Below are 21,125 nucleotides of genomic sequence, written 5' to 3' on the forward strand. Positions count from 1 at the left end.
GGCCATGGCGGCCGGCGCAGTGAAGACCGGTCCGCTGGCCGGCCTGAAAGTCATCGAGATGGCTGGGCTCGGCCCGGTGCCTCTGGCCGGGCTGATGCTGTCGGAGATGGGCGCCGAGGTGCTGCGCATCGAGCGCACCGGTTCGGACCAACCCCTGCTGCCCCTCTCCGATGCGTACAATCTCGACCGTCACGGCCGCTCCATCCTGCGCGTCGACCTCAAGCAGGCCAAAGGAACGGAACTGCTGCTGCGCCTTGCCGAAAAGGCCGATCTGTTTGTCGAAGGCTTTCGCCCCGGTGTGATGGAGCGGCTTGGTCTCGGCCCGGATGCTGCATTGGCGCGCAATCCGGCGCTGATTTACGGCCGCATGACCGGCTTCGGCCAGGACGGGCCGCTCGCAGGTCGTGCCGGCCACGACATCACCTACCTCGCCTATTCGGGTGTGTTGCATGCCATCGGCCGGGAGGAAGGTCGGCCGGTGCCGCCGCTGAATCTGATCGCCGACAATGGCGGCGGCGCCATGATGCTGATCGCCGGGGTGCTTGCAGCGCTGTTCGAGCGCTCGCGCTCCGGCAAAGGCCAGGTGATCGACGCGGCGATGGTCGAGGGCGCTTCGATGCTGGCGGCCCCCATACACGCCTTCATGTCGGCAGGTCTGTGGAGCGACCGGCGCGGCGCCAACCTGCTCGATTCCGGTGCGCCCTTCTACGACACCTATGAGACGGCGGACGCACGCCACGTTGCGGTCGGCTGCCTTGAGCCGCGCTTCTTCGCCGCATTCGCAAGGCTGCTGCCGCTCGGCGAGGATTTTGTCCGCGGCCAATACGACAAGGCGTTGTGGCCGGACATGCGCGCGGCCATTGCCGACCGGTTCCGGCAGAAGACACGCGACGACTGGGACGCGCTGTTTGCCGCAAGCGATGCCTGCGTGGCGCCGGTTCTGTCGCTGGCCGAAGCCAGGGATCATCCGCACAACCGGACGCGTCACGCATTTGTGAAGGCCGGTGCGCTCGAGCGCCCCGCGCCCGCGCCACGCTTCTCGGCCTCGCAGCCGGCGCTTGCCGGCATGTCTGAAGATGACGATCAGCTGCCCCAGACTGTGCTGGCGCGCTTCGGCTTTTCGACAGCCGAGATCAAAGCGCTTGTCAAAGCCGGCATGATTGGGCCAGTAACTGGATTTAGAAAATCAACTTACCTGGTGGGCATTTTGGACCAGCCGAAGAAGGACGTCATTCGCGCGACGGACGCCGAGGCGATCAGGCTGGCCGCAACGCTGATTCGCAGCGCCCGTTTCGGCGCCCTCGCGGTGATCGAGCCGTCGACCGGCGCACCGCTGGCCTCCAGGGTCGGAGTCGCCACCGACATCGATGGCACGCCTCTGATCCTTGTCTCGGCGCTGTCAGCCCATACCGGCGCCATCCTTGCCGAGCCGCGCTGCTCGCTGCTTGTCGGCGAACCCGGCAAGGGCGATCCGCTGGCGCATCCCAGGATAACGCTGGTCTGCCGGGCGCAGCCGCTGGAACGCGGGTCGAGCGCGCATGCCCGCGCCGAGCGGCGCTATCTCAACCGCAATCCCAAAGCAAAGCTCTATGCCGAGCTCGGCGATTTCTCGATCTTTCGCCTTGAGCCGGAGCGCGCCAGCCTGAATGGCGGCTTCGGCAAGGCCTACCTGCTCGACCGTGCCGATCTCATCACCGAGGGGTTGATCGTCGACGAGCTGGCCGCCAGCGAACAATCCGCTCTCGACCACATGAATGCCGACCATCTCGACGCCATCGCCGTCTATGCCCATCAATTCGCCAGGGTTGAAGGTGATGGTTGGACCATGACCGGCTTCGATGCCGATGGCATGGACCTGGCATCGGGCGACACCGTTTGCAGGGTCTATTTTCCGCAGCCATTGAAGACCGCGCGCGACCTGCGGCCGGTTCTGGTCGACATGGCCAAAGCCGGTCGTGCGCCAGCTACGCAAGGATAATCGTCATGAATCAAAAGCACGTCTTGAGATTTGGGCGAAATGATCTACGATTCAGGCGACGCTGAATCAGCAGCGTGATCCATAGCTGAATTATAGCAGCCAACGCTATTTGCCCCCATAGCGTTTGGATGAGCAGGAAAACATGGGGCATCGATGGTCTCGACCAAACTAATCGCCAATGCCGAATCGGCGGCGACATTTCTGACCCTTATGGGCAACGAAAAGCGGCTCTTGATCATGAGCTATCTGGCCGACGGTGAAATGTCGGTCGGCGCCATCGCCGAAAAGGTGATGCTCAGCCAGTCCGCTTTGTCGCAACATCTGGCCAAGCTCAGGGCGCTCGATCTTGTCGAGACCCGCCGCGACCGGCAGATGATCTACTATTCCTGCAAGTCCGAAGCGGTGCGCGAACTGTTGCGCATGCTGGACGGCATTTTCGGGATAGGCGACTTGTCCCAGATGGCAACGCGTCTGCGCCGCGCCGGGACTTGACCTGCAGGGCTTGACTGGCGACTCCGGTCGCTCCTTACCTCGCTGACGATTTTTCGCCGGCCGAGGTATTGATGGATCCGATCCAGATCGACGACGCGCGCGATCCGCGGGTCGCCGCCTATCTCGACATCCGCGAGCGCGATCTCACCGGCCGCCATGGCCGGTTCGTTGCCGAAGGCAAGGTGGTGCTGGACGTCCTGCTGTCAGCCGGACGCTTTGCTGCGGAGTCGGTCCTGGTCCTCGAAAACCGGCTGGCCGGGCTCGACGACATCCTGCGCAAGGCCCCTGCCGACCTGCCGGTCTACGTTGCGGCAAGCGCCGTCATGGACAGGATCGCCGGCTTCCACATGCATCGCGGTATATTGGCGATCGGCAGCAAGGGCACGCCACAGCCCGCCGAGGCCTTGCTCGACACCTTGCCTGCCGAAGCGTTGATCGTCGTTCTCATCGGCATCGCCAACCATGACAATATCGGATCGATCTTCCGCAATGCCGCCGCCTTCGGCGCCGATGCCGTCTTCGTCGACGCCACCTGTTGCGACCCACTGTATCGCAAGGCGATCCGCGTCTCCGTCGGCGCCGCGTTGAAGGTGCCCTTTGCGTCCTTCGGCGACACTGAAGCTTTCATCGCGAAGCTCGGCGAGTTGGGCTTCGGCCAGGTCGCTTTGTCGCCGCGTGGTGAGGCTGACATTCGTGATGCCGCGCGACCGAAACGACTGGCGCTCTATCTCGGCACCGAAGGCGAGGGCCTCCCGGAGAGCCTGCTTGCCCGCCTGCGGACGGTGCGGATCGCGATGTCGGAAGGGTTCGACAGCCTGAATGTTGCTGCCGCGTCAGCCATTGCGCTGCACCATTTTTCGCCCTGATAGGCGTAGTCAGGCAATTCCAAGCCGGGGCTTGAAACTCAGCTCGGCAAATCTGCCTTCTGCAACGCCCGCACGCGATCGGCCAGGCTGGTGGTTCCCGACCGCGTTTCCTGCGGCGCCGCCAGCGCCTTGGCGATCGGTGAATCAGGTCCTTCGAGCTTGGCCGTCAAATGGACGACCTCAGCCGCCAGATTGTTCATCTGTTCGCGCAAGGCAGAACCGGTATCATTGCCATTGCCGGGGCCATTCCCGGGCTTCGCGGATCCAGAACCGCCAAGCTCCGCCTTCATCCGCTTGTTTTCGCGGGCCAGCGTCGTCAGCCTGGCTTCGAGCCGCTCTCGGTCGCCTTCGAGCTTGGCGAGCGTCTTGTCCATGTCCTCGTTCCTGGCGCGGGCACTGTCTTGCGCACCAACCAGGCCAGCAGCCGCGGCGCCTCCCGCAGCCTCGCCCTTCACCCGTTCGCGAAGCCGGGCCAGTTCCTTTTCGCGGCGATCGAGCTTGTCCTCGCGATCGGCAAGCGTGGCGAGCAGGCGCTCGAGCTTTCTGTCGAGGTCGGCGGTTCTTTTCTTTTCGGCCTTCAAGGCATCGCGCGTGGCCTTGGCCTCGGTGACGACTTCCTGATGGCGCCTGTCGGCCTCCTTGCGCTGGCCGCGCAGCACTGAAATGTCGTTGGCAAGTTTTTCCAGCTCGGATTCGCGCGCCACCAGTTCGATCTGACGATTGCTGGAGGAGAAGGACGCGTCGTCGTACATATGCTCGAGCTTTTCCAGCTCGAGCGCGCGCTTTTCCATCATGCGCTCTGTTTGTGCAAGCCTGTCAGACAGCTGTTGTATCTGCTGCTCGCGATGCAGGAGCAATTCGTTTTTTTCCCCGAGCTCCGAAAGCGCCTGCTTCTTGTCCTTGCGCTCGACCGCCAGGCCCTTCAGCGCCTCGCGGCCGCGATTGATTTCGACGAGTTGCTCATTCGCCTGCTCACGCAGCGTCTTGATGCTGATTTCGAGCCGGCGCGTCGTCATGGCGAACTCGGCCCGCAAGCTGTCCTTGTCGGCCTGGATCTCGGCCAGCGTTCGCGGCACCGACGCCTCGACACGCTTGCGTGTCAGCACAACCGCCCGCCGCCAGATGGCCGGCGCGACCAGCAGCGCCAGAAAGCCTGCGCACAGAAAGCCGAGGGCGAAGAACAGGATCGACTGAACCAAGGTGACTACCCGTTACGGGCGGGCCGCTATCCGGCAACCGCCACTCTGGACTTTGCCATGTTCGCATGACGCAAATCCAGCGCTGCGGCAAGGGTTTGCCGCAGCTGCATCGGGTCAGAATCTGTTGATCGGGTCGAAGTGTGGTCGGAATCGCTCAGAAAGGATTCCAGGTCGGCCTCTGCGTCAGCTTCAGATAGCCGAGATTGACGCCAAGTCGCGCGCCGACGCCGGTGCGGATCGGCACCAGCAGCACCCTGTTGTTCTGCAGCACGTTGAAGCCGACGCCGGCCACGACATAGGCCGAACCGGCAACGCCGCCGAACCGATTGTAGAGATTGCTGACGTCGTCGAGGTTATAGACGAGCATCATCACCCGCGATCCCTCGCCGCCGAAATCCCAACCGAGCGAAGGCCCTTGCCAGAACACCTTATGGTCGCCGGCATTCTTGGTGTAGAGCGTACCTTCGCCATAGGTCAGGCCCCCGATCAGCGCGCCGGATCCCTCTTCGCCGAGCAGATAGCCATTGGGCAGGCCGTAGGAGGCAAAAATCTTCTCGACGACGGTTGCGAGACCGCCCGACGTCGCGCCGAAGAACTTGTGACCGGAATCGACGATCTCCTGAGCGGTGTATTCCTGTGCCCGCGACGCAGAGGCTGAGAAAGCGAGAGCGCCCATGAGGGCAATCGCCATGAAGAAGACGCGGACAAACGTCCGGTCGTAGAATCGGGAAACCATGCTTCCAATCTCCGTCAGGGAGCACTTTCGCCGACGCCTCGCACCCCGTCCGGCTCTTTAGGCGGCCGTTAAGGATGACTGTTACGGGCAAACTATGCCGTAATCCTTTTTCAACCATTAACCTCCCACATGAACATGGCGGTTCGAAGGCTGTTTCTGACTGTCTGCGCGGGCTCCCATCCTGTGCAAAGATGCCGTTTTTTCTCACGAGAATTGTGGATTGTTGCTGCACGCTCGGGCGCTGTGTATTCAGAATGCCTGGGGGGAGAGAGCGTGATTCGGGTGGTGAGCGTGGCTGTCGGCCGCGCGGCCACCAGGAAGTGAATTTTAGCAGGGATTTTTCGCCGATGGCTGAGCTTTTCTCTCTCTCCGCACCCGATCTCGCAGCCTTGTTGTGCAGCCGAGTCTGCCACGACATCATTTCGCCGGTCGGCGCCATCAACAACGGCCTTGAACTCCTGGACGAGGGCGGCGCCGACGAAGACGCCATGAAACTGATCCGGCAGAGCGCCAGAAACGCTTCGGCCCGCCTGCAATTCGCCCGCATCGCCTTCGGCGCCGCCGGTTCGGCCGGCATGATGATCGACACCGGCGATGCCGAGTCCGTCGCCATCGCCTTCCTGAAGAACGAGAAGCCGGAATTGATCTGGAACGGGGTTCGCGCCCTGCTGCCCAAGAACAAGGTCAAGCTGCTGCTCAATTTGCTGCTCGTCGCCAATGCTGCCATCCCGCGCGGTGGCAGATTGGTGGTCACGCTGGAAAACCTCGACACCGAGCCGCGCTTTGCGCTTGCCGCAAGCGGCCCGATGCTGCGCGTGCCGCCGAAATTCCTCGAGCTCCATTCCGGCAACAAGCCCGAGGAGCCTATCGACGCCCATACCGTCCAGCCCTACTACACGCTGCTGCTGGCGCGTGAGGCCAACATGACGATCTCGATTCATGCGACCGCCGAAGAGATCGTGCTGTCCGCGGCTTGAGCGAAGCCGTTCGGCAGGACGCCGAGCATCAAGAACAATCAAGTATCTTTTCCCGCTGATATTTGCGGCAATTCAGAACAGGCAAGTTTCACCGCCGGCAACGCCCCTGCCGAATGGGGCTGCAAACGACATGTTTGTAAAAACTTTACCTAACGGCTTTTCTGCTTCTTTACCAGATCGGCCTAGTGTGCATCCCGATACCCGGATGCCGCCGGTTCGCCCCATGGCAAAGAGGACCCGGAAATGAAGCGCTGCATGTTTGTCGACGATTCGAGCGTCATCAGAAAGGTTGCAAAACGGATTCTTGGCGGCTCCGACATGGTGGTGATCGAAGCGGCAACTGGACTTGATGCTGTCGAGATGTGCGCTGCCGAGATGCCTGATGTGATTGTCGTCGACGGCGCCCTGCCGGACATGCAAGCGGTCGACGTCATTCGCCAGGTTCGCGCCATGGAGAGCACGATCAAACCGCAGATTCTGATCTCACTGGTCGAGGTGGATGTTGCCTCGATCATGAAGGCAAAGCGCGCCGGCGCCCAGGGTTATCTGTTGAAGCCGTTCAACCGGCCGCAACTGCTCGAACGTTTTCGTACCTTGAAGGTTGCCGCCTGACTCGGCACGTCCTCGGCCAAGAAGGACAGCAAAAAACCCGGCCTGAGCCGGGTTTTTTGCGTTGATTCAATTGGATGATGTTCGCTCAGGCGCTGACGCGGATGTCTTCCGGCTCGCGCAGCACATAGCCGCGACCCCAGACCGTCTCGATGTAGTTCTGGCCACCGGATGCTGCGTCGAGCTTCTTGCGCAGCTTGCAAATGAAGACGTCGATGATCTTCAGTTCCGGTTCGTCCATGCCGCCATAAAGGTGGTTGAGGAACATTTCCTTGGTCAGCGTGGTGCCCTTGCGCAGCGAGAGCAACTCCAGCATCTGGTATTCCTTGCCGGTCAGATGCACGCGCTGGCCGCCGACTTCGACGGTCTTGGCGTCGAGATTGACCACCAGATCGCCGGTGGTGATGACCGACTGGGCATGGCCCTTGGAACGGCGCACGATGGCATGAATGCGGGCGACCAGCTCGTCCTTGTGGAACGGCTTGGTCATATAGTCGTCGGCGCCGAAGCCCAGGCCGCGCACCTTGTCCTCTATACCGGCCATGCCGGACAGGATCAGGATCGGCGTCTTCACCTTGGACAGGCGAAGTGTCCGCAAGACTTCGTAGCCGGACATATCGGGAAGGTTGAGGTCGAGAAGAATGATATCGTAATCATAAAGTTTACCGAGATCGACACCTTCTTCGCCGAGGTCGGTCGTGTAAACATTAAAACTTTCAGATTTGAGCATCAGCTCGATGCTCTGAGCGGTTGCACTGTCGTCTTCTATCAGCAGAACGCGCATTTCATTCCCCTTTTCTGCCGCCGGACCATGTCACGACCCATCCGGGACCGGAGCAGTGATTGCCTGAACAGAGGCTGCCATCGAATGGTTAACAAAACCTAATTCCGCACCAAGGACGGTACCAGATTTTTTAACCCCTTTCTACACCCTCTTGAATCTAATGATGAATCACAGAACCAAATCGCTAATGCTACACATTAATAAGTTGGACTAAGTGACTCAAGGGACTCGCTGGCCGGCTTCCGTATCGGGAGCCGGAATTTTTACCCGGCCTTAAGTCCTCGCCCTTATGATTAACAATGCGCGTAAACGAATGGTTACCGCCGGCAAAAAACTTTAGGGATTTGTTTCCCATAGTTCGGGGAATGCCGGTGGATACGGGCGGCGCCAGGCCCTGGCGGGCGGATTGGACGATATGTGCAGGTGTGCGTTTCCGGGAGTACCGAATCATGAAGTCACGTGAAAACCTCGTTCGGCTGAAGCAATTTCAGGTGAATGAGAAGCGGCGGCAGCTGCTGCAGCTCGACATGATGATCGCCGAGTTCGAGCGCATGGCCGTTGAACTGGAGCTTCAGATCACCGCCGAGGAGAAGAAGGCCGGCATCACCGACATCAATCATTTTGCCTATCCGACCTTCGCCAAGGCGGCGCGTCTGCGCCGTGATAACCTCAGAAACTCTCAAAGCGACCTCGCCCAGCAGCGAAGCGCTGCCGAATCATTACTCGGCGAAGCTGAAGCGGAGCTTTCCAAGGCCGAGATGCTGGAATCGCGCGACACCAAGATCCGCGACGCGGAACTCGGCGGTCGCAGCGCCATGATCGGCTGACGGCAGGGTTTGAGCCCGACCGGCGCCGCCTGACGCCGATCTTCTTGCTCCGGACCAAAAGGCTCCAGCGCTGCTGACTTGGCCGCAAGGCGGCCGCAGCCTCAGGCCCGTGCCAAATCCCCGTCCTGGTTCGCCGCCGCCCTCGCCCGCGCTTGCTTGATGTCAGGCACATGCTCTTCCGACCAGGAGCGTATCTGGGTGAGCAGCCCCGCCAGGTTCTGGCCAAGTTCGGTCAATTCATATTCGACCCGCGGCGGGATCACCGGAAAGATTTCGCGCCGCACCAGCCCGTCGCGCTCGAGGACGCGCAGGGTCTGCGTCAGCATTTTGGGTGTGATGCCGTCGAGCTTACGCGCCAGTTCCCCATTGCGCATCCGGCCACGGCGCAGCGCACAAACCGTCAGATAGACCCATTTGCTGGCCAGCATCTCGAGCACGGCGTGCGAAGGACACGTCCGCTGGAAGGCGTCATAGCCGGAGCCGCAATCATTATCACTATCCATGAGGTGCCTATATATGGAAAAGGTACATACTGGACAAGGGAATGTTACTATCCAAATGATAGTGGCACAGAAACCCCAGCAGGAGCCTCCCATGCGTGCCGTTGTCCAGAATTCAGTCGGCGGACCCGACGTCCTCGTCATCGCCGATCGCCCCGCGCCCTCGCCCAAGTCAGGCGAAGTGCTCGTGCGCGTGCATGCCGCCGGCATCAATCCGGTCGATGGCTCGGTGCGCGCCGGTTACTATCCTTTGCTGGGCGAACTGCCCTTCACTTTGGGCTGGGATATTTCAGGCACGGTCGAGGCGGTGGGCCCAGGCGTCGATGGCGGCCTCAAGGTCGGTGACGCCGTGTTCGGCATGCCGCATTTTCCCAAGCAGGCCGCAGCCTATGCGGAACTCGCTGTCGCCCCGGCCGATGAAATCGCACCGAAGCCGCAAGGCATTGACCACAATCATGCCGGCGCGCTGCCGCTGGCCGGTCTGACCGCCTGGCAAGGTCTTGTCCGCCATGGCGGCCTGAAGCGCGGCCAGCGCGTGTTGATCCATGCTGCGGCCGGCGGCGTCGGGCATCTGGCGGTGCAGATCGCCAAGGCGCACGGCGCTTATGTCATCGCCACCGCCAGCCCGAAGAAACTCGATTTCGTCCGCTCGCTCGGCGCCGATGAAGTGGTCGACTACACCAAGCGAGATTTCACCGCCGAGGTCAGCGACGTCGACCTGGTGCTGGAGCCGATGGGCGGCGACCATGCCGACCAATCGCTGACAGTCCTGAAGGACGGTGGCGCCTTGGTGTCGCTGCTCAATGTCCACGACACCACCCGAGCCAAGGCTGCTGCGCGTGGGATCCGCGTCGAGCGCATGTCCGTCGTGCCCGACCGTGAAGGCCTCGTCGAACTTGGCAAACTGGTCGATGCGGGAAAGCTTGCGGTCCATGTGGCAAAGAGCTTTCCGCTCGAACAGGCGGGCGCCGCGCACGCTTTTCTCGCCACCAGGCCGATCGGCAAGGTGGTGCTGACGGTCTGAAGCAGCAGGCATCACCGACAGGCAAAAGGGCGCGGTTACCGCGCCCTTTTCTATTGTGGTCCTGGCTCTAGTGCCGGTATTGCTGGATGCGCGTCGTGCGCAGCCCGGCAAGGCCGTATTCGTCGATCGACGCTTGCCAGGACAGGAATTCCTCGGTGGTCAGCTTGTAGCGCTGGCATGCCTCGTCGAGGCTCAAAAGCCCGCCGCGCACCGCAGCAACCACTTCCGCCTTGCGCCGGATAACCCAGCGACGTGTATTCGTCGGCGGAAGATCGGCAATCGTAAGAGGGCTGCCGTCAGGCCCAATAACATATTTGACTCGCGGTCTAACAAGATCGGTCATCGTACTCTCTACTAAAAACTCAAAGACCCAATCCCCACCACATTACCGCCACAGCTTTAAAAATTGCCTAAGCGAACCCTAATGAGTAGGTAAGGATCATGAACGCCGCGTTAGTCTTTTCGTCGGCATTTGAGGCAACGGCGGGCAGGCGCGCAATTTTCCCGCAAAATCGGCACCGCCGCAAAGCTGGCGCCGCTGGTGTGGTTGACCTATATTCGCGCCACTGCCATTGAAGCGCCGCGCAGAACGAAAGAACCATGAACAGCCTCGACCTTCCCGCCAGCCCGCAAAACACCCGCATCGTCGTCGCCATGTCGGGCGGTGTGGATTCGTCTGTCGTTGCCGGCCTTTTGAAGCGCGAAGGCTATGATGTCGTCGGCGTCACGCTGCAGCTCTACGACCATGGCGCCGCAACGCACCGGGCCGGGTCGTGCTGCGCCGGCCAGGACATTGACGATGCCCGCCGCGTTTCCGAGACACTGGGCATTCCGCATTACGTGCTCGACTATGAGGAGCGCTTCCGTAAGGCGGTCATCGACCCGTTTGCCGAAAGCTACGTCGCCGGCGAAACGCCCATTCCGTGCGTCTCTTGCAATCAGACGGTGAAGTTCGCCGACCTTTTGGCCACCGCCAAGGACCTTGGCGCCGATGCGCTCGCCACCGGCCACTATATCCGCTCCGGGGCCAATGGCGCCCACCGCGCGCTGTTCCGGCCCGTCGATGCCGACCGCGACCAGAGCTATTTCCTGTTTGCCACCACGCAGGCGCAGATCGACTATCTGCGCTTTCCGCTGGGTGGGCTGTCCAAGCCTGCGGTGCGGGCCATCGCCGAAGAAATGGGGCTGACCGTTGCCGCCAAGCAGGACAGTCAGGACATCTGCTTCGTGCCGCAGGGCAAATATTCCGACATCATCGCCAAGCTGAAGCCAGCTGCCGCCAACCCAGGCGACATCGTCCATATCGACGGCCGCGTGCTCGGTCGCCATGACGGCATCCTGCGCTATACGATCGGCCAGCGCCGCGGCATCGGCATCGCCTCGGGCGAGCCGCTTTACGTCGTCCATCTCGACGCCGACCGGGCCCGTGTCATCGTCGGCCCGCGCGAGGCGCTGGAGACCCACAAGATCTATCTGCGCAACATGAACTGGCTGGGCGATCGCGCGCTGTCCGACATTCCGGCCGCCGGCATGGAGCTGTTCGCCAAGGTCCGCTCGACGCGGCCGCCGCGCCCGGCCGTGCTGCATCACCGCGCCGGCAGCACCTTTGTCGAACTGGTCGACGGCGAGTCCGGCATCGCGCCCGGACAGGCCTGCGTGCTCTATTCCGACGACGGCAACGAAGCCCGCGTCTTCGGCGGCGGCTTCATCGAGCGCTCCGAGCGCGGCGCCGAGGCCGAAGCCATGCTCAGCCGGCTCGCAGCCAGGCCGGCGCAGATTCCCGCAGAGTAAACACTACCCCTCTCGGAGACAGTTTTAGTTTCGATCTGCCTTAAGGGCAGAGTTTCGAAACGGTCTCAGGACTTTGTGTGCGTGACCGTGCCCGCCGTCAGGATGCGGAGCACCCTGATGGCTTCCTCGCCGCTGGTGCGCGGCTCGGCCCGCGTCTCGATACACTGGATGAAGTGCTCGAGCTCGCGCGTCAGCGGCATGCCCTGGCCGACCGCGACATAGGACGGCTCGTTGGTGGTGAAGGCCCACTGGCCGCTGTCCTGCCACACCGCGTGGCGGTAGACGGCCAGCTTGCGCTCCCATGGCTCGACATCGTCGAACACCGCCATTGCCTTGGTGCCGACCACGGTCAGCCGCCGCTCGCGATAGGGATTGAGCCGCGAGGTGAAGAGATGGCTGCGCAAGCCATTGGGAAAACGCATGTGCAGATGCGCGAAATCGCTGAGATTGTCGAGGAGTGCGGCCCCCTCGCCCCTGACGTCGATCGGCTCGGTGCCGGTGATGGCCAGGATCATCGACAGATCGTGCGGCGCCAGATCCCACAGTGCGTCGTTCTCGGTGTGGAATTTGCCGAGGCCGAGCCGGTGCGAGTGGATGTAGCGAACCTCGCCGAGCTCGCCATTGTCGATCAGCGCCTTCAGCGTCTCGAAGGCGGGATGGAATCGCAAGACATGGCCGACCATGAACACGCGGCCGTTGTCCCTGGCCGCCTGCACGGCGCGCTCGGCGTCGGGCACGGTCAACGCAATCGGCTTTTCCACCAGCACGTCCTTGCCGGCCTCAGCGGCGCGCACGGCAAGATCGGCATGGAATTGCGGCGGCAGCGCCATGACGATGGCGTCGATATCATCACGCACGAACAGCTGGTCGGGCTCGATCGCCAGGCAGTCCTGCTCGCTGGCAAAGCCTTCGGCCCGCGCCCGATTGGCATCGGAAACCGCATGTAGCGCGCCGAGCGCCTTGAGGGTGCGGATGTGGTTGCTGCCCCAGTATCCGCAACCGAGGACTGCAATGCGCGGCTTCATCAGCTTCAAACTCTAATTTCTTGGCCGAGACATAGCGGCGTGCCCCGTCGAACTCAACCCCGGTGGCTTACCGGAGATGCCAGCCCGGCAAAGCTTTTACCGGCGACAATATGCCGGCGCCCTCGCGCATCGATGCTTGACAGGCTCGCCCTCCCAACCTTATATCCGCGCGACCTTGGCGAACGCCTCGAAATGCCTTTCGATTTAAGGCGGATTTCGGGCCTTTCGCCGCCCTGGCGGGGTAGCTCAGTTGGTTAGAGCACGGGAATCATAATCCTGGGGTCGGGGGTTCAAGTCCCTCTCCCGCTACCACCATACCCCCCGACGCTCTGACGGCGTTGGGGAAGGCTTTCTCCCCCAGGAGTGCCATTAGACGTCCGGCGATTTCCACTTCGACTCCGCCGAGCCTTGATGGATCGCGAAACACGGTCACGGTTTCGATCAAGTCCCGCATCGCCTCTGGGGATTCGGAATCGCCGGCCATAAGGCCTTTTGCAAGTCCGGCCTGCAGTTGATTCAATTGTTGTTCGTAGCGTGCCAACACTGCAGGATGCAGTGCGATCACGGTGGCCGCCGCGGGCACCTGATCCAGTTCCGTCACAACCGCTTTCCGCTCTTCATTCAGCGTTGTTGATTGCGGTCCCAAGACTGCTGGATCGCCATGGCCCTTGGCGATGGCGGTGACCAGGCGGTCGATCTCGCGCGACAGTTCTCCGAGCCGTCGCTCCAGGCGAGCACGCCGTGCATCGGTATCGGCTGCAAGGCGCCTTCGTTCCTCTTGATAGGTCTGGACGTAATGGGCAATTACGTCAGGATGGCGCAACTCGGCGGCGAGGCCGGTCAGGACCGCAGTTTCGACGGTATCCAGATAGAACGTCTTGGGATCAGAGCAAATTCCGCTTTCCGTGGCGGCGGAACAGCGGATGCGAACACGCTTGGTCTTGTCGATACCCTTTGATGACATACCCGCACCACAAGCACCGCACTTAAGGAGTCCCGTTAGCAAGTGCTGCGGTCGGCGCTGATGGCTTGGATGAGTGATTGCCCGCGCCTTCTTCCTTGCTTGTGCTGCATCGAACAACGCAGCCGAAACAATGGCAAGATCGGGAACTTCGACTGTTTGCCACTCGCCCCTGGAATTTGGACGCGAGACACGCTTGCCAGTATCAGGATCTTTGACCATTCGGACCCTGTTCCAGATCAAGCGACCGGCATACAGTTCATTTTGAAGCAGCCCCGTACCTCTTTGCACATTGCCATTGATAGTTGAGGCGTTCCAGGTTCGGCCGCGAGGCGGCGGCACGCCGTCTTTGTTGAGTTTGTGGGCGATATCGCGTGGCGTCTGACCCTCGACATATTCGCCAAAGATGCGACGCACGATCCGCGCTTCCTCTTCTACGATCATGCGCTTCCCAGGATCGCCCAACACGTAAGCGTAACCATAGGTCAATCCACCGGCGTGAAGGCCATTTTTGATGCGCCCTGCTTGGCCTCGGCGGACTTTGTGAGCAACGTCCTCGCGGTATAGTTGGCCGACAAGGCCACGAAGCCCGACCAAGACCGTATTGACCACACCCTCGTGAACCGCACGGATTTCGATGCCAAGAAATGAAAGGCGCTTGTGAATGCCTGCAAGGTCTTCCATGTCGCGAGAGAGCCGATCAAGCGCCTCCACGACGAGAACATCAAATTCGTGCTCACGAGCTTTGTCCATGAGCTGCAGCAGACCATCACGCCCCAACACCGAACCGCCGGAGCGGGCTCGATCGTCAAACGTTGCGACAACGTTCAAACCCTCACGCTCTGCGTACGTCCGGCATAGTGCGAGTTGATCGTCTATCGATCGCTCATTCTGAAGGTCGGTTGAGAAGCGTGCGTAGATCGCGGCTCGATTCATGATGTGTTTTCTCGGCCTGTTGACGCTCGTGATCCTCGCGGGCGGCTTGGCGCGCGAGAGCGCTTGCAAGACGAAGAATCGCCCTATCAGGCGGCCGATGCAAGGCCTGATTGTGGATTTTCACCACCATTGCGGGTAGTGCCCGGTACGGGTCGAGAATGGCGATGGACTTGAAAAATACGCGGACAGCTTTCCGCAAGATGCGTGGACTCCTTTGAGCCAACCGAGGCCGCGATCTTTCTCCATACCTAGCAAGATGTATCCAGTCGCGAGATGACGGAAGCACTTAAAGCGGTCCGTCGCAGAAACGGACAGCGTGGCGTGCTATTCGGAAACCTGCCCGTCTGACCTGTTGCTTTCGTTGAACATCAGAAAAGAGAAAAGAGCGTCCAATCATGCACGGCCGGGCCGCCAGCATCCGCCCTCCTGCCCAATTGCGCTCGCACCTTCATCGCTGGGCGGTGCCGCGCTCGAACTGGTTCATGCAGAGTTTCATGACCCATGCCCCGCCGCGTTGCTCTTTGTAACTTCTTGTCTTGTGCACCCTGTGGGCTTTGCTGTAGCGAAGCTGCTGACGTAGATCGGGGCTACGCAATTGGAGAGCAAATGAAGGTTGGCCAAATGCCTGACGATCTTATCAAGTCCGACGCGGAATTGCTCGAGATGACCGCCGACATCGTTTCCGCTTATGTCAGCAATAACCCGGTTCCAGTTACGGAACTCGCTCGCGTAATTTCCGATACCTATGGAGCGATCAGCAAGCTGCAGGGAGCACCCGCACCCAAAGCGGAAGAGAAGCCTACACCCGCTGTCCCGATCAAGAAATCGGTGACGCCCGATTTCATCATCTGCCTGGAAGACGGCAGGAAGTTCAAATCGCTCAAACGGCACTTAGGCACTCACTACGATCTGTCACCGGATGCCTACCGTGCGAAATGGAGCCTGCCCTCCGACTATCCGATGGTTGCGCCGAATTATGCCGCGGTGCGATCGGCGATGGCGAAGGCGATCGGCCTGGGACGGAAGGCCGCGCCTGAGCCTAAGGTGGCGCCAACGAAGCGCCGCAAGATCGGCATCAAGACAACCTGACAGCGGGGCTATTTTGCGCAAAAACCCGCATTCTGTTGAATGGGCGCGGGCCGATTGCTTTCCGTCAGAAAGAACCCCTGCCCCTTGTTCAAGGGCAGCGGCTGCCGAGGACACCCATCCCTCAAGGGATGATCACCCTCTCGCAGACGGCATCTGGGAAAACGCCGCGATGATCGCCTCGAGTGACACGTTCAGTGCATTCGAAAAGGTCCTGCCCTTCTGCCAAATCGCAACGTAGTGATAGAGGGCGGATGGTTCCACTGGCTTTATTCCCAGGTGAAACGCCGCGTATTCACGCGCGATGATCTCGTTGGTGATTGAAATGCCCAGGCCAGCCGAAACGTATCCGGCTTCGTGACCGTTGCAATCGAATTCCACCAGTATGTCTGGCTCAACGCCGGCGAAGCGCAAGGCATTGAAGTTCATTTGGTGGGCGGCGAACTGCGGATCGATATCGACGATCGTTTCGCCTGCCAGGTCGTGAGCCTCGATACAGGTCTGTTGTGAAAAGCGGTGGTCGGGATGAAAGATGCATACGTTTCGTGCCGACCCAAGCGGCGCCCACTCGAACAGATTTGGGTCGAGCGGCAATCTCGAGATCCCGAGATCCGCCCGCCCAGCCAAGATGTGTTCTCCGATTTGCTCGTAGCTTCCCGAAAGTGAGCGGACGTTAGAAGCGGTCTTTGAGCGGATAATCGCCACAACCTTGGGCAAGGTGACGAAACCGAAAACAGAGGGCGCGGCAATCGCAATCCGTTGCTTTTCCTCGTTCTTCATTGCGAAGATCGACGCTTCCAGCCGATCAAGGGATGTTAGGACAAGTTCTACGTTTCGCAGGAGTTCCCAGGCTTCCTGTAAGGGGACGATGCGGTTGGCTGATCTCTTGAACAGTGTGATGCCGAGCGTGGTTTCGAGCTGCTTCACATGTTGACTGACGGCCGGCTGGCTTATCCCGAGCGCTGCCGCTGCTCGCCGTGTCGAACCGGCCCGCAACACTTCCCGGAAGACCTTCAGCTGACGGAGCTTGAGGTCGCTCTGCAACAACTCCATTCCCTGCGCACCTTGCCCTGACAACGCTACCCGGGCAGCGGATAACGCCAACCTTGGAGCAACGAACGGCCTCAGTATATAACGGTGCGTTATAGATTAAATAATAAAAATTATAGATTGAGTGTTTAATTTCAGGCGCTAGAATTAGCCAATATCTCAACTTAACTCCAAATTACAAATATAACAATTCGCAACCCTGGGTTATACGACTTGGTCTGACTGACAAAGGTCCGCGTATCCTGCGGTAAATGCGAGTCGAGGAACGCGCCCCATGGGTGGTTTTACTAGTCAGTTTGTTGTCGCACTCACCGTGACCATAAGCCTGGCCCTTGTCAGCGGCTGCCTTGGTACGGCATTTGGGTTGTTTTTGGCGATTTCGAAGGGCACGGCAAAACCGCGCCTCAACGCGGTCGCGACCGCCTACACCACAGTCGTCCGTGGTGTACCAGAACTTCTGGTTATCCTGCTCATCTACTTCGGCGGAACCACGCTCGCCAGCAAGATCGCCGGCCGGTATGTCGAGGTGAACGCATTCACCGCAGGNCATCTACTTCGGCGGAACCACGCTCGCCAGCAAGATCGCCGGCCGGTATGTCGAGGTGAACGCATTCACCGCAGGCGTTGTCGCGCTCTCGGTCGTTTTCAGCGGTTATGCGACCGAAGTGTTTCGCGGCGCGATTGCGGCTGTGCCTGCGGGTCAAACCGAAGCGGCAAATTCGCTTGGGCTGAACGCCTGGCAGCGCTGGGTGTTCGTCATCGGACCGCAGATGCTGCGGCTGGCGCTGCCTGCCTACGGCAATCTATGGATTTCGCTCTTCAAGGATACCGCGTTGGTTTCCATCGTCGGCCTGACCGATATCATGCGCGTTGCGTATGTGGGTGCCGGATCCTTGCGCGCACCTTTGACCTTCTACCTTGCGGCCTCCGCTCTCTATCTCTCGCTAACCACCCTCACGCTGCTGTCGATCCGGCTGGCTGAGCGGCGCTATCCGGCACTCGGCCGGTAGGGGGGAGCGAACCATGAACCCCGGCTTGATGCTTGACGCAATGGTTGTCCTGCCTTCCGGCATTGGTCTCACATTGACCCTGACGATCTTGTCGCTGACGGCCGGGTTCCTTCTGTCCGTGCCGCTGGCCTTCATTCGCGCGTTTGGACGTCCCGGCCTCTCGCTCGCGGTGCTCGCATACACCTATGTGATCCGAGGGACGCCGATGCTCGTTCAGCTCTTCCTGCTCTACTACGGCCTCGCTCAGATCGAGGCGGTGCGAACCAGCGTCTTCTGGGTGATCCTGAGGGATCCTTTTTGGTGCGCCCTTCTGACATTTTCCCTGAACAGCGCGGCACACACCACCGAGATCCTGTGCCGCGGTCTTCAGTCCGTGCCCAACGGTGTCACCGAGGCGGCCACGTCTCTCGGCTTGAAACGCTTCCAGATCGCTCGCCTGGTCACCTTTCCGATCGCCTTCAGGATTTCGCTTCCGGCCTACGGCAACGAGATCGTCGGGATGATCAAGGGCTCGTCGCTGGCGAGCACCGTAACGCTGCTCGAGATCACCGGCATGGCGAGACAGATGGTGTCGACCACGTTCGCCCCGTACGAGATCTTCATCGTCGCCGGAGCGATCTACCTATCGCTCACCTCGATCGCGGTGAAAGCGATCCAGTTGCTGGAGCGATGGCTNCATCGTCGCCGGAGCGATCTACCTATCGCTCACCTCGATCGCGGTGAAAGCGATCCAGTTGCTGGAGCGATGGCTTTCGACCGACGGCCAACCGGTGCGTCGACGAAAGGCGCGATTGCGCCCCGCCCTACCTGACCCAGAGATCACGACGCCCCTGCCCTGACTCCGTAGGTTCTGGGCTCCCCGTTCCATCCAAACCAACGAAGAGGTGCATCATGCGCATACCCCTGGCTATTGCTGTTTCTATCGCATCGCTGCTGTCGGCATTCCCGGCGAGCGCGCAAAGCGAGCGCGTCATTACGATTGCCTCCGAAGGTGCTTCGCCGCCCTGGGACAGCACTGACGCGAACGGTCAACTCTACGGCTACGATATCGATGTTGGACAGGAGTTGTGCCGTCGCATCGAGATCAAATGTACCTTCGTCCCGCAGGATTGGGACGGGATCATCCCGGCACTGCTTGTCGGCAAGTTCGACGTCNGAGATCAAATGTACCTTCGTCCCGCAGGATTGGGACGGGATCATCCCGGCACTGCTTGTCGGCAAGTTCGACGTCATCATGTCCGGGATGGCGATCACGGAAAAACGCAAGCAGTCGATCGCGTTCTCGATCCCCTACGCCACCGGCTTCAACCAGTTCGTNATGGCGATCACGGAAAAACGCAAGCAGTCGATCGCGTTCTCGATCCCCTACGCCACCGGCTTCAACCAGTTCGTGGTGCGCAAGGAGCTGGGTCTCGACGGCGGCGACACCAAGGAAAAGGTCAACCTTTCGACCATCGGGGACAAGGAGAAGGCGACCATCGAGCGCCTCAGATTGACACTCGCCGGCAAGGCGATTGGAGCCCTGCGGTCGTCGAATTCGGAAGCCGTCGTGAAGGAAATGCTGGGCGATGTCGTGACCATCCGCAGTTATGACAGCCAGGACAACATGAAGCTCGACCTTGCCGCGGGTCGCATCGACGGCGGTCTCGCCGACTATTTCACCTGGCGGGATTTTCTGGAGACGCCTTCCGGCGCGGATATGGTGTTTTTCGGCCCTGAGCTGAAGGGCGGACTCTGGGGGCCGGGCGTCGGCGCCGGCATGCGCAAGGACGATGCCGAGTTGCTCACCAAGTTCAACGCGGCCATCGACGCGGCCACCAAGGATGGGACGATCAAGGCGCTGAGCCTGAAATGGTTCAAGAGCGATATCTCNGGCAACCGACTTCGACATTGACGTGGCGCTGGCCGGAACGCCGGCGCCTGCGCCCTACCCTCCTTCAAGGCGAGTTCCATGAAAGACCAGTTCTGCGCGGTCGTCACCGGCCAATCCCTGATCAAGCACGACATCCGTGACGTCAAAGACGAACGTTTCATCGCGGTTACGGACTTCCTGGGCCAAGGCGACGTCGTCTTCACCAACTTCGAGTCGACGATCCTGGGCAAGCACGGCGGGTGGCCGACCAAGGGCAAATACTTCGGATATTCCAGGGCTGAAGTGCTCGACGCATTGCAGGCCNGGCCGACCAAGGGCAAATACTTCGGATATTCCAGGGCTGAAGTGCTCGACGCATTGCAGGCCATCGGTTTCAACGCGCTTGCGCTCGCAAACAACCACGCCTTCGATCTCGGTGCCGGCGGCATCCTATCGACGCTGGAGGAGGTGGAAGCGCGCGGCTTCCTCCATGCCGGCATCGGGGCCAACAAGACGGAGGCCAGAAAACCGGGCCGCCGCCGGCTGGGCGCGCGCGAGGTCGCGCTTCTTGCGATGGATGCAGGGCCCGGTCCGACCAACATGTATGCCGAAGACCGCACGGCCTTCCGGCCGGCTCGGCCCGGCGTCAATCGTCTGAACACCGCTCGCAAGATCGGCGTGCCGGACGGACATTTCGGTAGACTGGCTAGGCTGAGCGCTCATTTGCAAAGCTCTCCCTTTGAACTGGCCAACTATGCGCAACCGGAGGATCCGGTGGTGGTGTCGGCCGACAAGGAGATCAATTTCTACGGCACCGTGTTCACGCAAGCCCCCGACTTCGGCCGCCTCATCGAAGTCGACCAGCAGAGCGCAGCCATCCATTTGTCCGCGATCCGGCAGGCGGCGGCGCAAGGCGATTTCGTGATCGCCTATCTGCACCACCATCATTGGGAACCAGGTTGGCAGGACGTCCCGCTCTGGGTGCAGACCTTTGCCCGGATGTGCATCGACGCCGGCGCCAACCTCTTCGTCAGCCACGGCGCTCCGGTGCTGCAGGCCGTGGAAATCTACAAGGGCTCGCCGATCTTCTACGGTCTCGGAAATTTCCTGTTCCACGTGCACCCCGACGAAACCGAATGGGATCCACCGGAAGTCTGGCAGAGCATTGTCGCCGCGTGCCGCTATGATGGGAGCGGAAACCTCGATTCGATAGACCTTCTGCCCGTCGTGATCGGCGCGGAACCTCAGTCTCTCGGATCAGCAACAGGCAGACTGGTGCCCGTCGCCGTGACGGGAAGCGCGGCGAGAGAGATCCTCGAGGGACTCGCGAATCGATCGCGGGCGTTCGGCGTCGAAATCGAAGTGTCCTCGACTTGCGGCCGCATCGCCGTGCCCGCCGCACGAAAATTCGGCTGACGCGCC

General features: G+C 60.9%; 22 protein-coding genes, 1 tRNA gene and 3 pseudogenes. 17 read left to right on the forward strand and 9 right to left on the reverse strand.

The genetic code is table 11. The annotated features are described in order from the left end of the window. Positions 1-4: 4 nt before the first annotated feature. The 4 genes and pseudogenes from X757_RS0133090 to X757_RS162605 all read left to right on the forward strand — a co-directional run. A pseudogene (locus X757_RS0133090) lies at positions 5-1,027 on the forward strand (CaiB/BaiF CoA transferase family protein); the annotation flags it as partial. Positions 1,028-1,207: 180 nt separating this feature from the next. Beyond that, positions 1,208-1,978, forward strand: a complete 771-nt coding sequence (locus X757_RS0133095) for a HugZ family protein (protein ID WP_032996123.1) — start codon at positions 1,208-1,210, stop codon at positions 1,976-1,978. A 153-nt stretch (positions 1,979-2,131) separates the two neighbouring features. Continuing rightward, positions 2,132-2,470, forward strand: a complete 339-nt coding sequence (locus tag X757_RS162610; protein ID WP_023669951.1) for a helix-turn-helix transcriptional regulator — start codon at positions 2,132-2,134, stop codon at positions 2,468-2,470. Between the two features lie 71 nt (positions 2,471-2,541). Continuing rightward, positions 2,542-3,336, forward strand: coding sequence for an RNA methyltransferase (locus X757_RS162605; protein ID WP_023683629.1), 795 nt, complete (start codon positions 2,542-2,544; stop codon positions 3,334-3,336). 38 nt (positions 3,337-3,374) lie between these two features. Here the strand turns inward: X757_RS162605 and X757_RS162600 are convergent, their stop codons facing one another. Together X757_RS162600 and X757_RS162595 are read right to left on the reverse strand one after the other, a co-directional pair. Next, the gene (locus X757_RS162600) at positions 3,375-4,535 is read right to left on the reverse strand and encodes a hypothetical protein (RefSeq protein WP_023725003.1); all 1,161 of its coding nucleotides are present in this window, start codon (positions 4,533-4,535) and stop codon (positions 3,375-3,377) included. Between the two features lie 154 nt (positions 4,536-4,689). Continuing rightward, a complete protein-coding gene (locus tag X757_RS162595; RefSeq protein ID WP_245275028.1) occupies positions 4,690-5,226 on the reverse strand; it encodes a DUF1134 domain-containing protein in 537 nt (178 codons plus the stop codon). A gap of 392 nt (positions 5,227-5,618) precedes the next feature. On the opposite strand from X757_RS162595, the gene chpT reads away from it, so the two are divergent. Together chpT and X757_RS162585 are read left to right on the forward strand one after the other, a co-directional pair. Then, positions 5,619-6,248, forward strand: coding sequence for a histidine phosphotransferase ChpT (gene chpT, locus X757_RS162590; protein WP_023669947.1), 630 nt, complete (start codon positions 5,619-5,621; stop codon positions 6,246-6,248). Positions 6,249-6,491: 243 nt separating this feature from the next. Further along, positions 6,492-6,860 (forward strand): response regulator transcription factor, encoded by a 369-nt coding sequence (locus tag X757_RS162585; RefSeq protein ID WP_023669946.1) that lies wholly within the window; start codon positions 6,492-6,494, stop codon positions 6,858-6,860. 85 nt (positions 6,861-6,945) lie between these two features. Here X757_RS162585 and ctrA read toward each other — a convergent pair whose 3' ends face one another. After that, positions 6,946-7,641: a response regulator transcription factor CtrA gene (gene ctrA / locus X757_RS162580; protein WP_006203583.1), complete on the reverse strand. Its 696-nt coding sequence runs from the start codon at positions 7,639-7,641 to the stop codon at positions 6,946-6,948. 449 nt (positions 7,642-8,090) lie between these two features. Between ctrA and X757_RS162575 the strand changes: the two genes are divergently transcribed. Continuing rightward, positions 8,091-8,468, forward strand: a complete 378-nt coding sequence (locus X757_RS162575) for a flagellar export protein FliJ (protein WP_023669945.1) — start codon at positions 8,091-8,093, stop codon at positions 8,466-8,468. Between the two features lie 101 nt (positions 8,469-8,569). Here X757_RS162575 and X757_RS162570 read toward each other — a convergent pair whose 3' ends face one another. Further along, complete coding sequence (locus X757_RS162570) at positions 8,570-8,971, reverse strand: helix-turn-helix domain-containing protein (protein WP_023725005.1); 402 nt, start codon at positions 8,969-8,971, stop codon at positions 8,570-8,572. 91 nt (positions 8,972-9,062) lie between these two features. Here X757_RS162570 and X757_RS162565 point away from each other — a divergent pair, with 91 nt between their 5' ends. Further along, positions 9,063-9,992 (forward strand): NADP-dependent oxidoreductase, encoded by a 930-nt coding sequence (locus tag X757_RS162565; RefSeq protein WP_023725006.1) that lies wholly within the window; start codon positions 9,063-9,065, stop codon positions 9,990-9,992. Between the two features lie 67 nt (positions 9,993-10,059). On the opposite strand, the gene X757_RS162560 is transcribed toward X757_RS162565, so the two are convergent. Beyond that, positions 10,060-10,335 (reverse strand): DUF1153 domain-containing protein, encoded by a 276-nt coding sequence (locus X757_RS162560; protein ID WP_013529904.1) that lies wholly within the window; start codon positions 10,333-10,335, stop codon positions 10,060-10,062. A gap of 257 nt (positions 10,336-10,592) precedes the next feature. Here X757_RS162560 and mnmA point away from each other — a divergent pair, with 257 nt between their 5' ends. Continuing rightward, positions 10,593-11,783 (forward strand): tRNA 2-thiouridine(34) synthase MnmA, encoded by a 1,191-nt coding sequence (mnmA, locus tag X757_RS162555; protein WP_023683624.1) that lies wholly within the window; start codon positions 10,593-10,595, stop codon positions 11,781-11,783. 65 nt (positions 11,784-11,848) lie between these two features. On the opposite strand, the gene X757_RS162550 is transcribed toward mnmA, so the two are convergent. After that, the gene (locus tag X757_RS162550) at positions 11,849-12,808 is read right to left on the reverse strand and encodes a Gfo/Idh/MocA family protein (protein WP_023699712.1); all 960 of its coding nucleotides are present in this window, start codon (positions 12,806-12,808) and stop codon (positions 11,849-11,851) included. Between the two features lie 235 nt (positions 12,809-13,043). Between X757_RS162550 and X757_RS162545 the strand changes: the two genes are divergently transcribed. Beyond that, positions 13,044-13,120: transfer RNA gene (locus X757_RS162545), tRNA-Met, on the forward strand. On the opposite strand, the gene X757_RS1000000166115 is transcribed toward X757_RS162545, so the two are convergent. Together X757_RS1000000166115 and X757_RS1000000167680 are read right to left on the reverse strand one after the other, a co-directional pair. Beyond that, positions 13,077-14,705 carry a recombinase family protein gene (locus X757_RS1000000166115; RefSeq protein ID WP_084629401.1) on the reverse strand — a complete coding sequence of 543 codons (1,629 nt, stop codon included), beginning with the start codon at positions 14,703-14,705 and terminating at the stop codon, positions 13,077-13,079. The two genes, X757_RS162545 and X757_RS1000000166115, sit on opposite strands and share 44 nt — an antisense overlap. Beyond that, positions 14,656-14,904 carry a hypothetical protein gene (locus X757_RS1000000167680; protein ID WP_156933373.1) on the reverse strand — a complete coding sequence of 83 codons (249 nt, stop codon included), beginning with the start codon at positions 14,902-14,904 and terminating at the stop codon, positions 14,656-14,658. Before X757_RS1000000167680 ends, X757_RS1000000166115 begins: the two co-directional genes overlap by 50 nt. Before the next feature lie 422 nt (positions 14,905-15,326). Between X757_RS1000000167680 and X757_RS162540 the strand changes: the two genes are divergently transcribed. Further along, positions 15,327-15,794, forward strand: coding sequence for a MucR family transcriptional regulator (locus tag X757_RS162540; RefSeq protein WP_023725008.1), 468 nt, complete (start codon positions 15,327-15,329; stop codon positions 15,792-15,794). Positions 15,795-15,926: 132 nt separating this feature from the next. Here the strand turns inward: X757_RS162540 and X757_RS162535 are convergent, their stop codons facing one another. Continuing rightward, a complete protein-coding gene (locus X757_RS162535) occupies positions 15,927-16,844 on the reverse strand; it encodes a LysR family transcriptional regulator (RefSeq protein ID WP_023725009.1) in 918 nt (305 codons plus the stop codon). A 271-nt stretch (positions 16,845-17,115) separates the two neighbouring features. Between X757_RS162535 and X757_RS1000000167685 the strand changes: the two are divergent. The 6 genes and pseudogenes from X757_RS1000000167685 to X757_RS162525 form a co-directional block, all read left to right on the forward strand. Next, positions 17,116-17,301: pseudogene (locus X757_RS1000000167685) on the forward strand (arginine ABC transporter permease ArtQ); the annotation flags it as partial. A gap of 142 nt (positions 17,302-17,443) precedes the next feature. Continuing rightward, positions 17,444-17,851, forward strand: a complete 408-nt coding sequence (locus tag X757_RS1000000167690) for an ABC transporter permease subunit (protein WP_373432821.1) — start codon at positions 17,444-17,446, stop codon at positions 17,849-17,851. Positions 17,852-17,864: 13 nt separating this feature from the next. Further along, the gene (locus X757_RS162530) at positions 17,865-18,662 is read left to right on the forward strand and encodes an ABC transporter permease (RefSeq protein ID WP_023725010.1); all 798 of its coding nucleotides are present in this window, start codon (positions 17,865-17,867) and stop codon (positions 18,660-18,662) included. A gap of 80 nt (positions 18,663-18,742) precedes the next feature. Continuing rightward, positions 18,743-18,880 (forward strand): annotated as a pseudogene (locus X757_RS1000000169640) (ABC transporter substrate-binding protein); the annotation flags it as partial. 106 nt (positions 18,881-18,986) lie between these two features. Next, complete coding sequence (locus tag X757_RS01000000164425; RefSeq protein WP_373432822.1) at positions 18,987-19,745, forward strand: transporter substrate-binding domain-containing protein; 759 nt, start codon at positions 18,987-18,989, stop codon at positions 19,743-19,745. Between the two features lie 57 nt (positions 19,746-19,802). Continuing rightward, positions 19,803-21,119 carry a CapA family protein gene (locus X757_RS162525; RefSeq protein WP_023725011.1) on the forward strand — a complete coding sequence of 439 codons (1,317 nt, stop codon included), beginning with the start codon at positions 19,803-19,805 and terminating at the stop codon, positions 21,117-21,119. Positions 21,120-21,125: the final 6 nt, after the last annotated feature.

This window comes from Mesorhizobium sp. LSHC412B00, from assembly GCF_000503035.1.
In the GTDB taxonomy this organism is placed as follows: Bacteria; Pseudomonadota; Alphaproteobacteria; order Rhizobiales; family Rhizobiaceae; genus Mesorhizobium.

What these genes read in the sequence shown, in the direction of transcription:
- X757_RS162565 (WP_023725006.1), top strand. Translation starts at nt 9,063, where the DNA reads ATGCGTGCCGTTGTCCAGAATTCAGTCGGCGGACCCGACGTCCTCGTC.
- X757_RS162595 (WP_245275028.1), bottom strand. Translation starts at nt 5,226, where the DNA reads ATGGCGATTGCCCTCATGGGCGCTCTCGCTTTCTCAGCCTCTGCGTCG.
- X757_RS1000000166115 (WP_084629401.1), bottom strand. Translation starts at nt 14,705, where the DNA reads ATGAATCGAGCCGCGATCTACGCACGCTTCTCAACCGACCTTCAGAAT.
- X757_RS162610 (WP_023669951.1), top strand. Translation starts at nt 2,132, where the DNA reads ATGGTCTCGACCAAACTAATCGCCAATGCCGAATCGGCGGCGACATTT.
- chpT (WP_023669947.1), top strand. Translation starts at nt 5,619, where the DNA reads ATGGCTGAGCTTTTCTCTCTCTCCGCACCCGATCTCGCAGCCTTGTTG.
- X757_RS162560 (WP_013529904.1), bottom strand. Translation starts at nt 10,335, where the DNA reads ATGACCGATCTTGTTAGACCGCGAGTCAAATATGTTATTGGGCCTGAC.
- ctrA (WP_006203583.1), bottom strand. Translation starts at nt 7,641, where the DNA reads ATGCGCGTTCTGCTGATAGAAGACGACAGTGCAACCGCTCAGAGCATC.
- X757_RS162535 (WP_023725009.1), bottom strand. Translation starts at nt 16,844, where the DNA reads ATGGAGTTGTTGCAGAGCGACCTCAAGCTCCGTCAGCTGAAGGTCTTC.
- X757_RS162550 (WP_023699712.1), bottom strand. Translation starts at nt 12,808, where the DNA reads ATGAAGCCGCGCATTGCAGTCCTCGGTTGCGGATACTGGGGCAGCAAC.
- X757_RS162605 (WP_023683629.1), top strand. Translation starts at nt 2,542, where the DNA reads ATGGATCCGATCCAGATCGACGACGCGCGCGATCCGCGGGTCGCCGCC.
- X757_RS162585 (WP_023669946.1), top strand. Translation starts at nt 6,492, where the DNA reads ATGAAGCGCTGCATGTTTGTCGACGATTCGAGCGTCATCAGAAAGGTT.
- X757_RS162540 (WP_023725008.1), top strand. Translation starts at nt 15,327, where the DNA reads ATGCCTGACGATCTTATCAAGTCCGACGCGGAATTGCTCGAGATGACC.
- X757_RS162575 (WP_023669945.1), top strand. Translation starts at nt 8,091, where the DNA reads ATGAAGTCACGTGAAAACCTCGTTCGGCTGAAGCAATTTCAGGTGAAT.
- mnmA (WP_023683624.1), top strand. Translation starts at nt 10,593, where the DNA reads ATGAACAGCCTCGACCTTCCCGCCAGCCCGCAAAACACCCGCATCGTC.
- X757_RS162570 (WP_023725005.1), bottom strand. Translation starts at nt 8,971, where the DNA reads ATGGATAGTGATAATGATTGCGGCTCCGGCTATGACGCCTTCCAGCGG.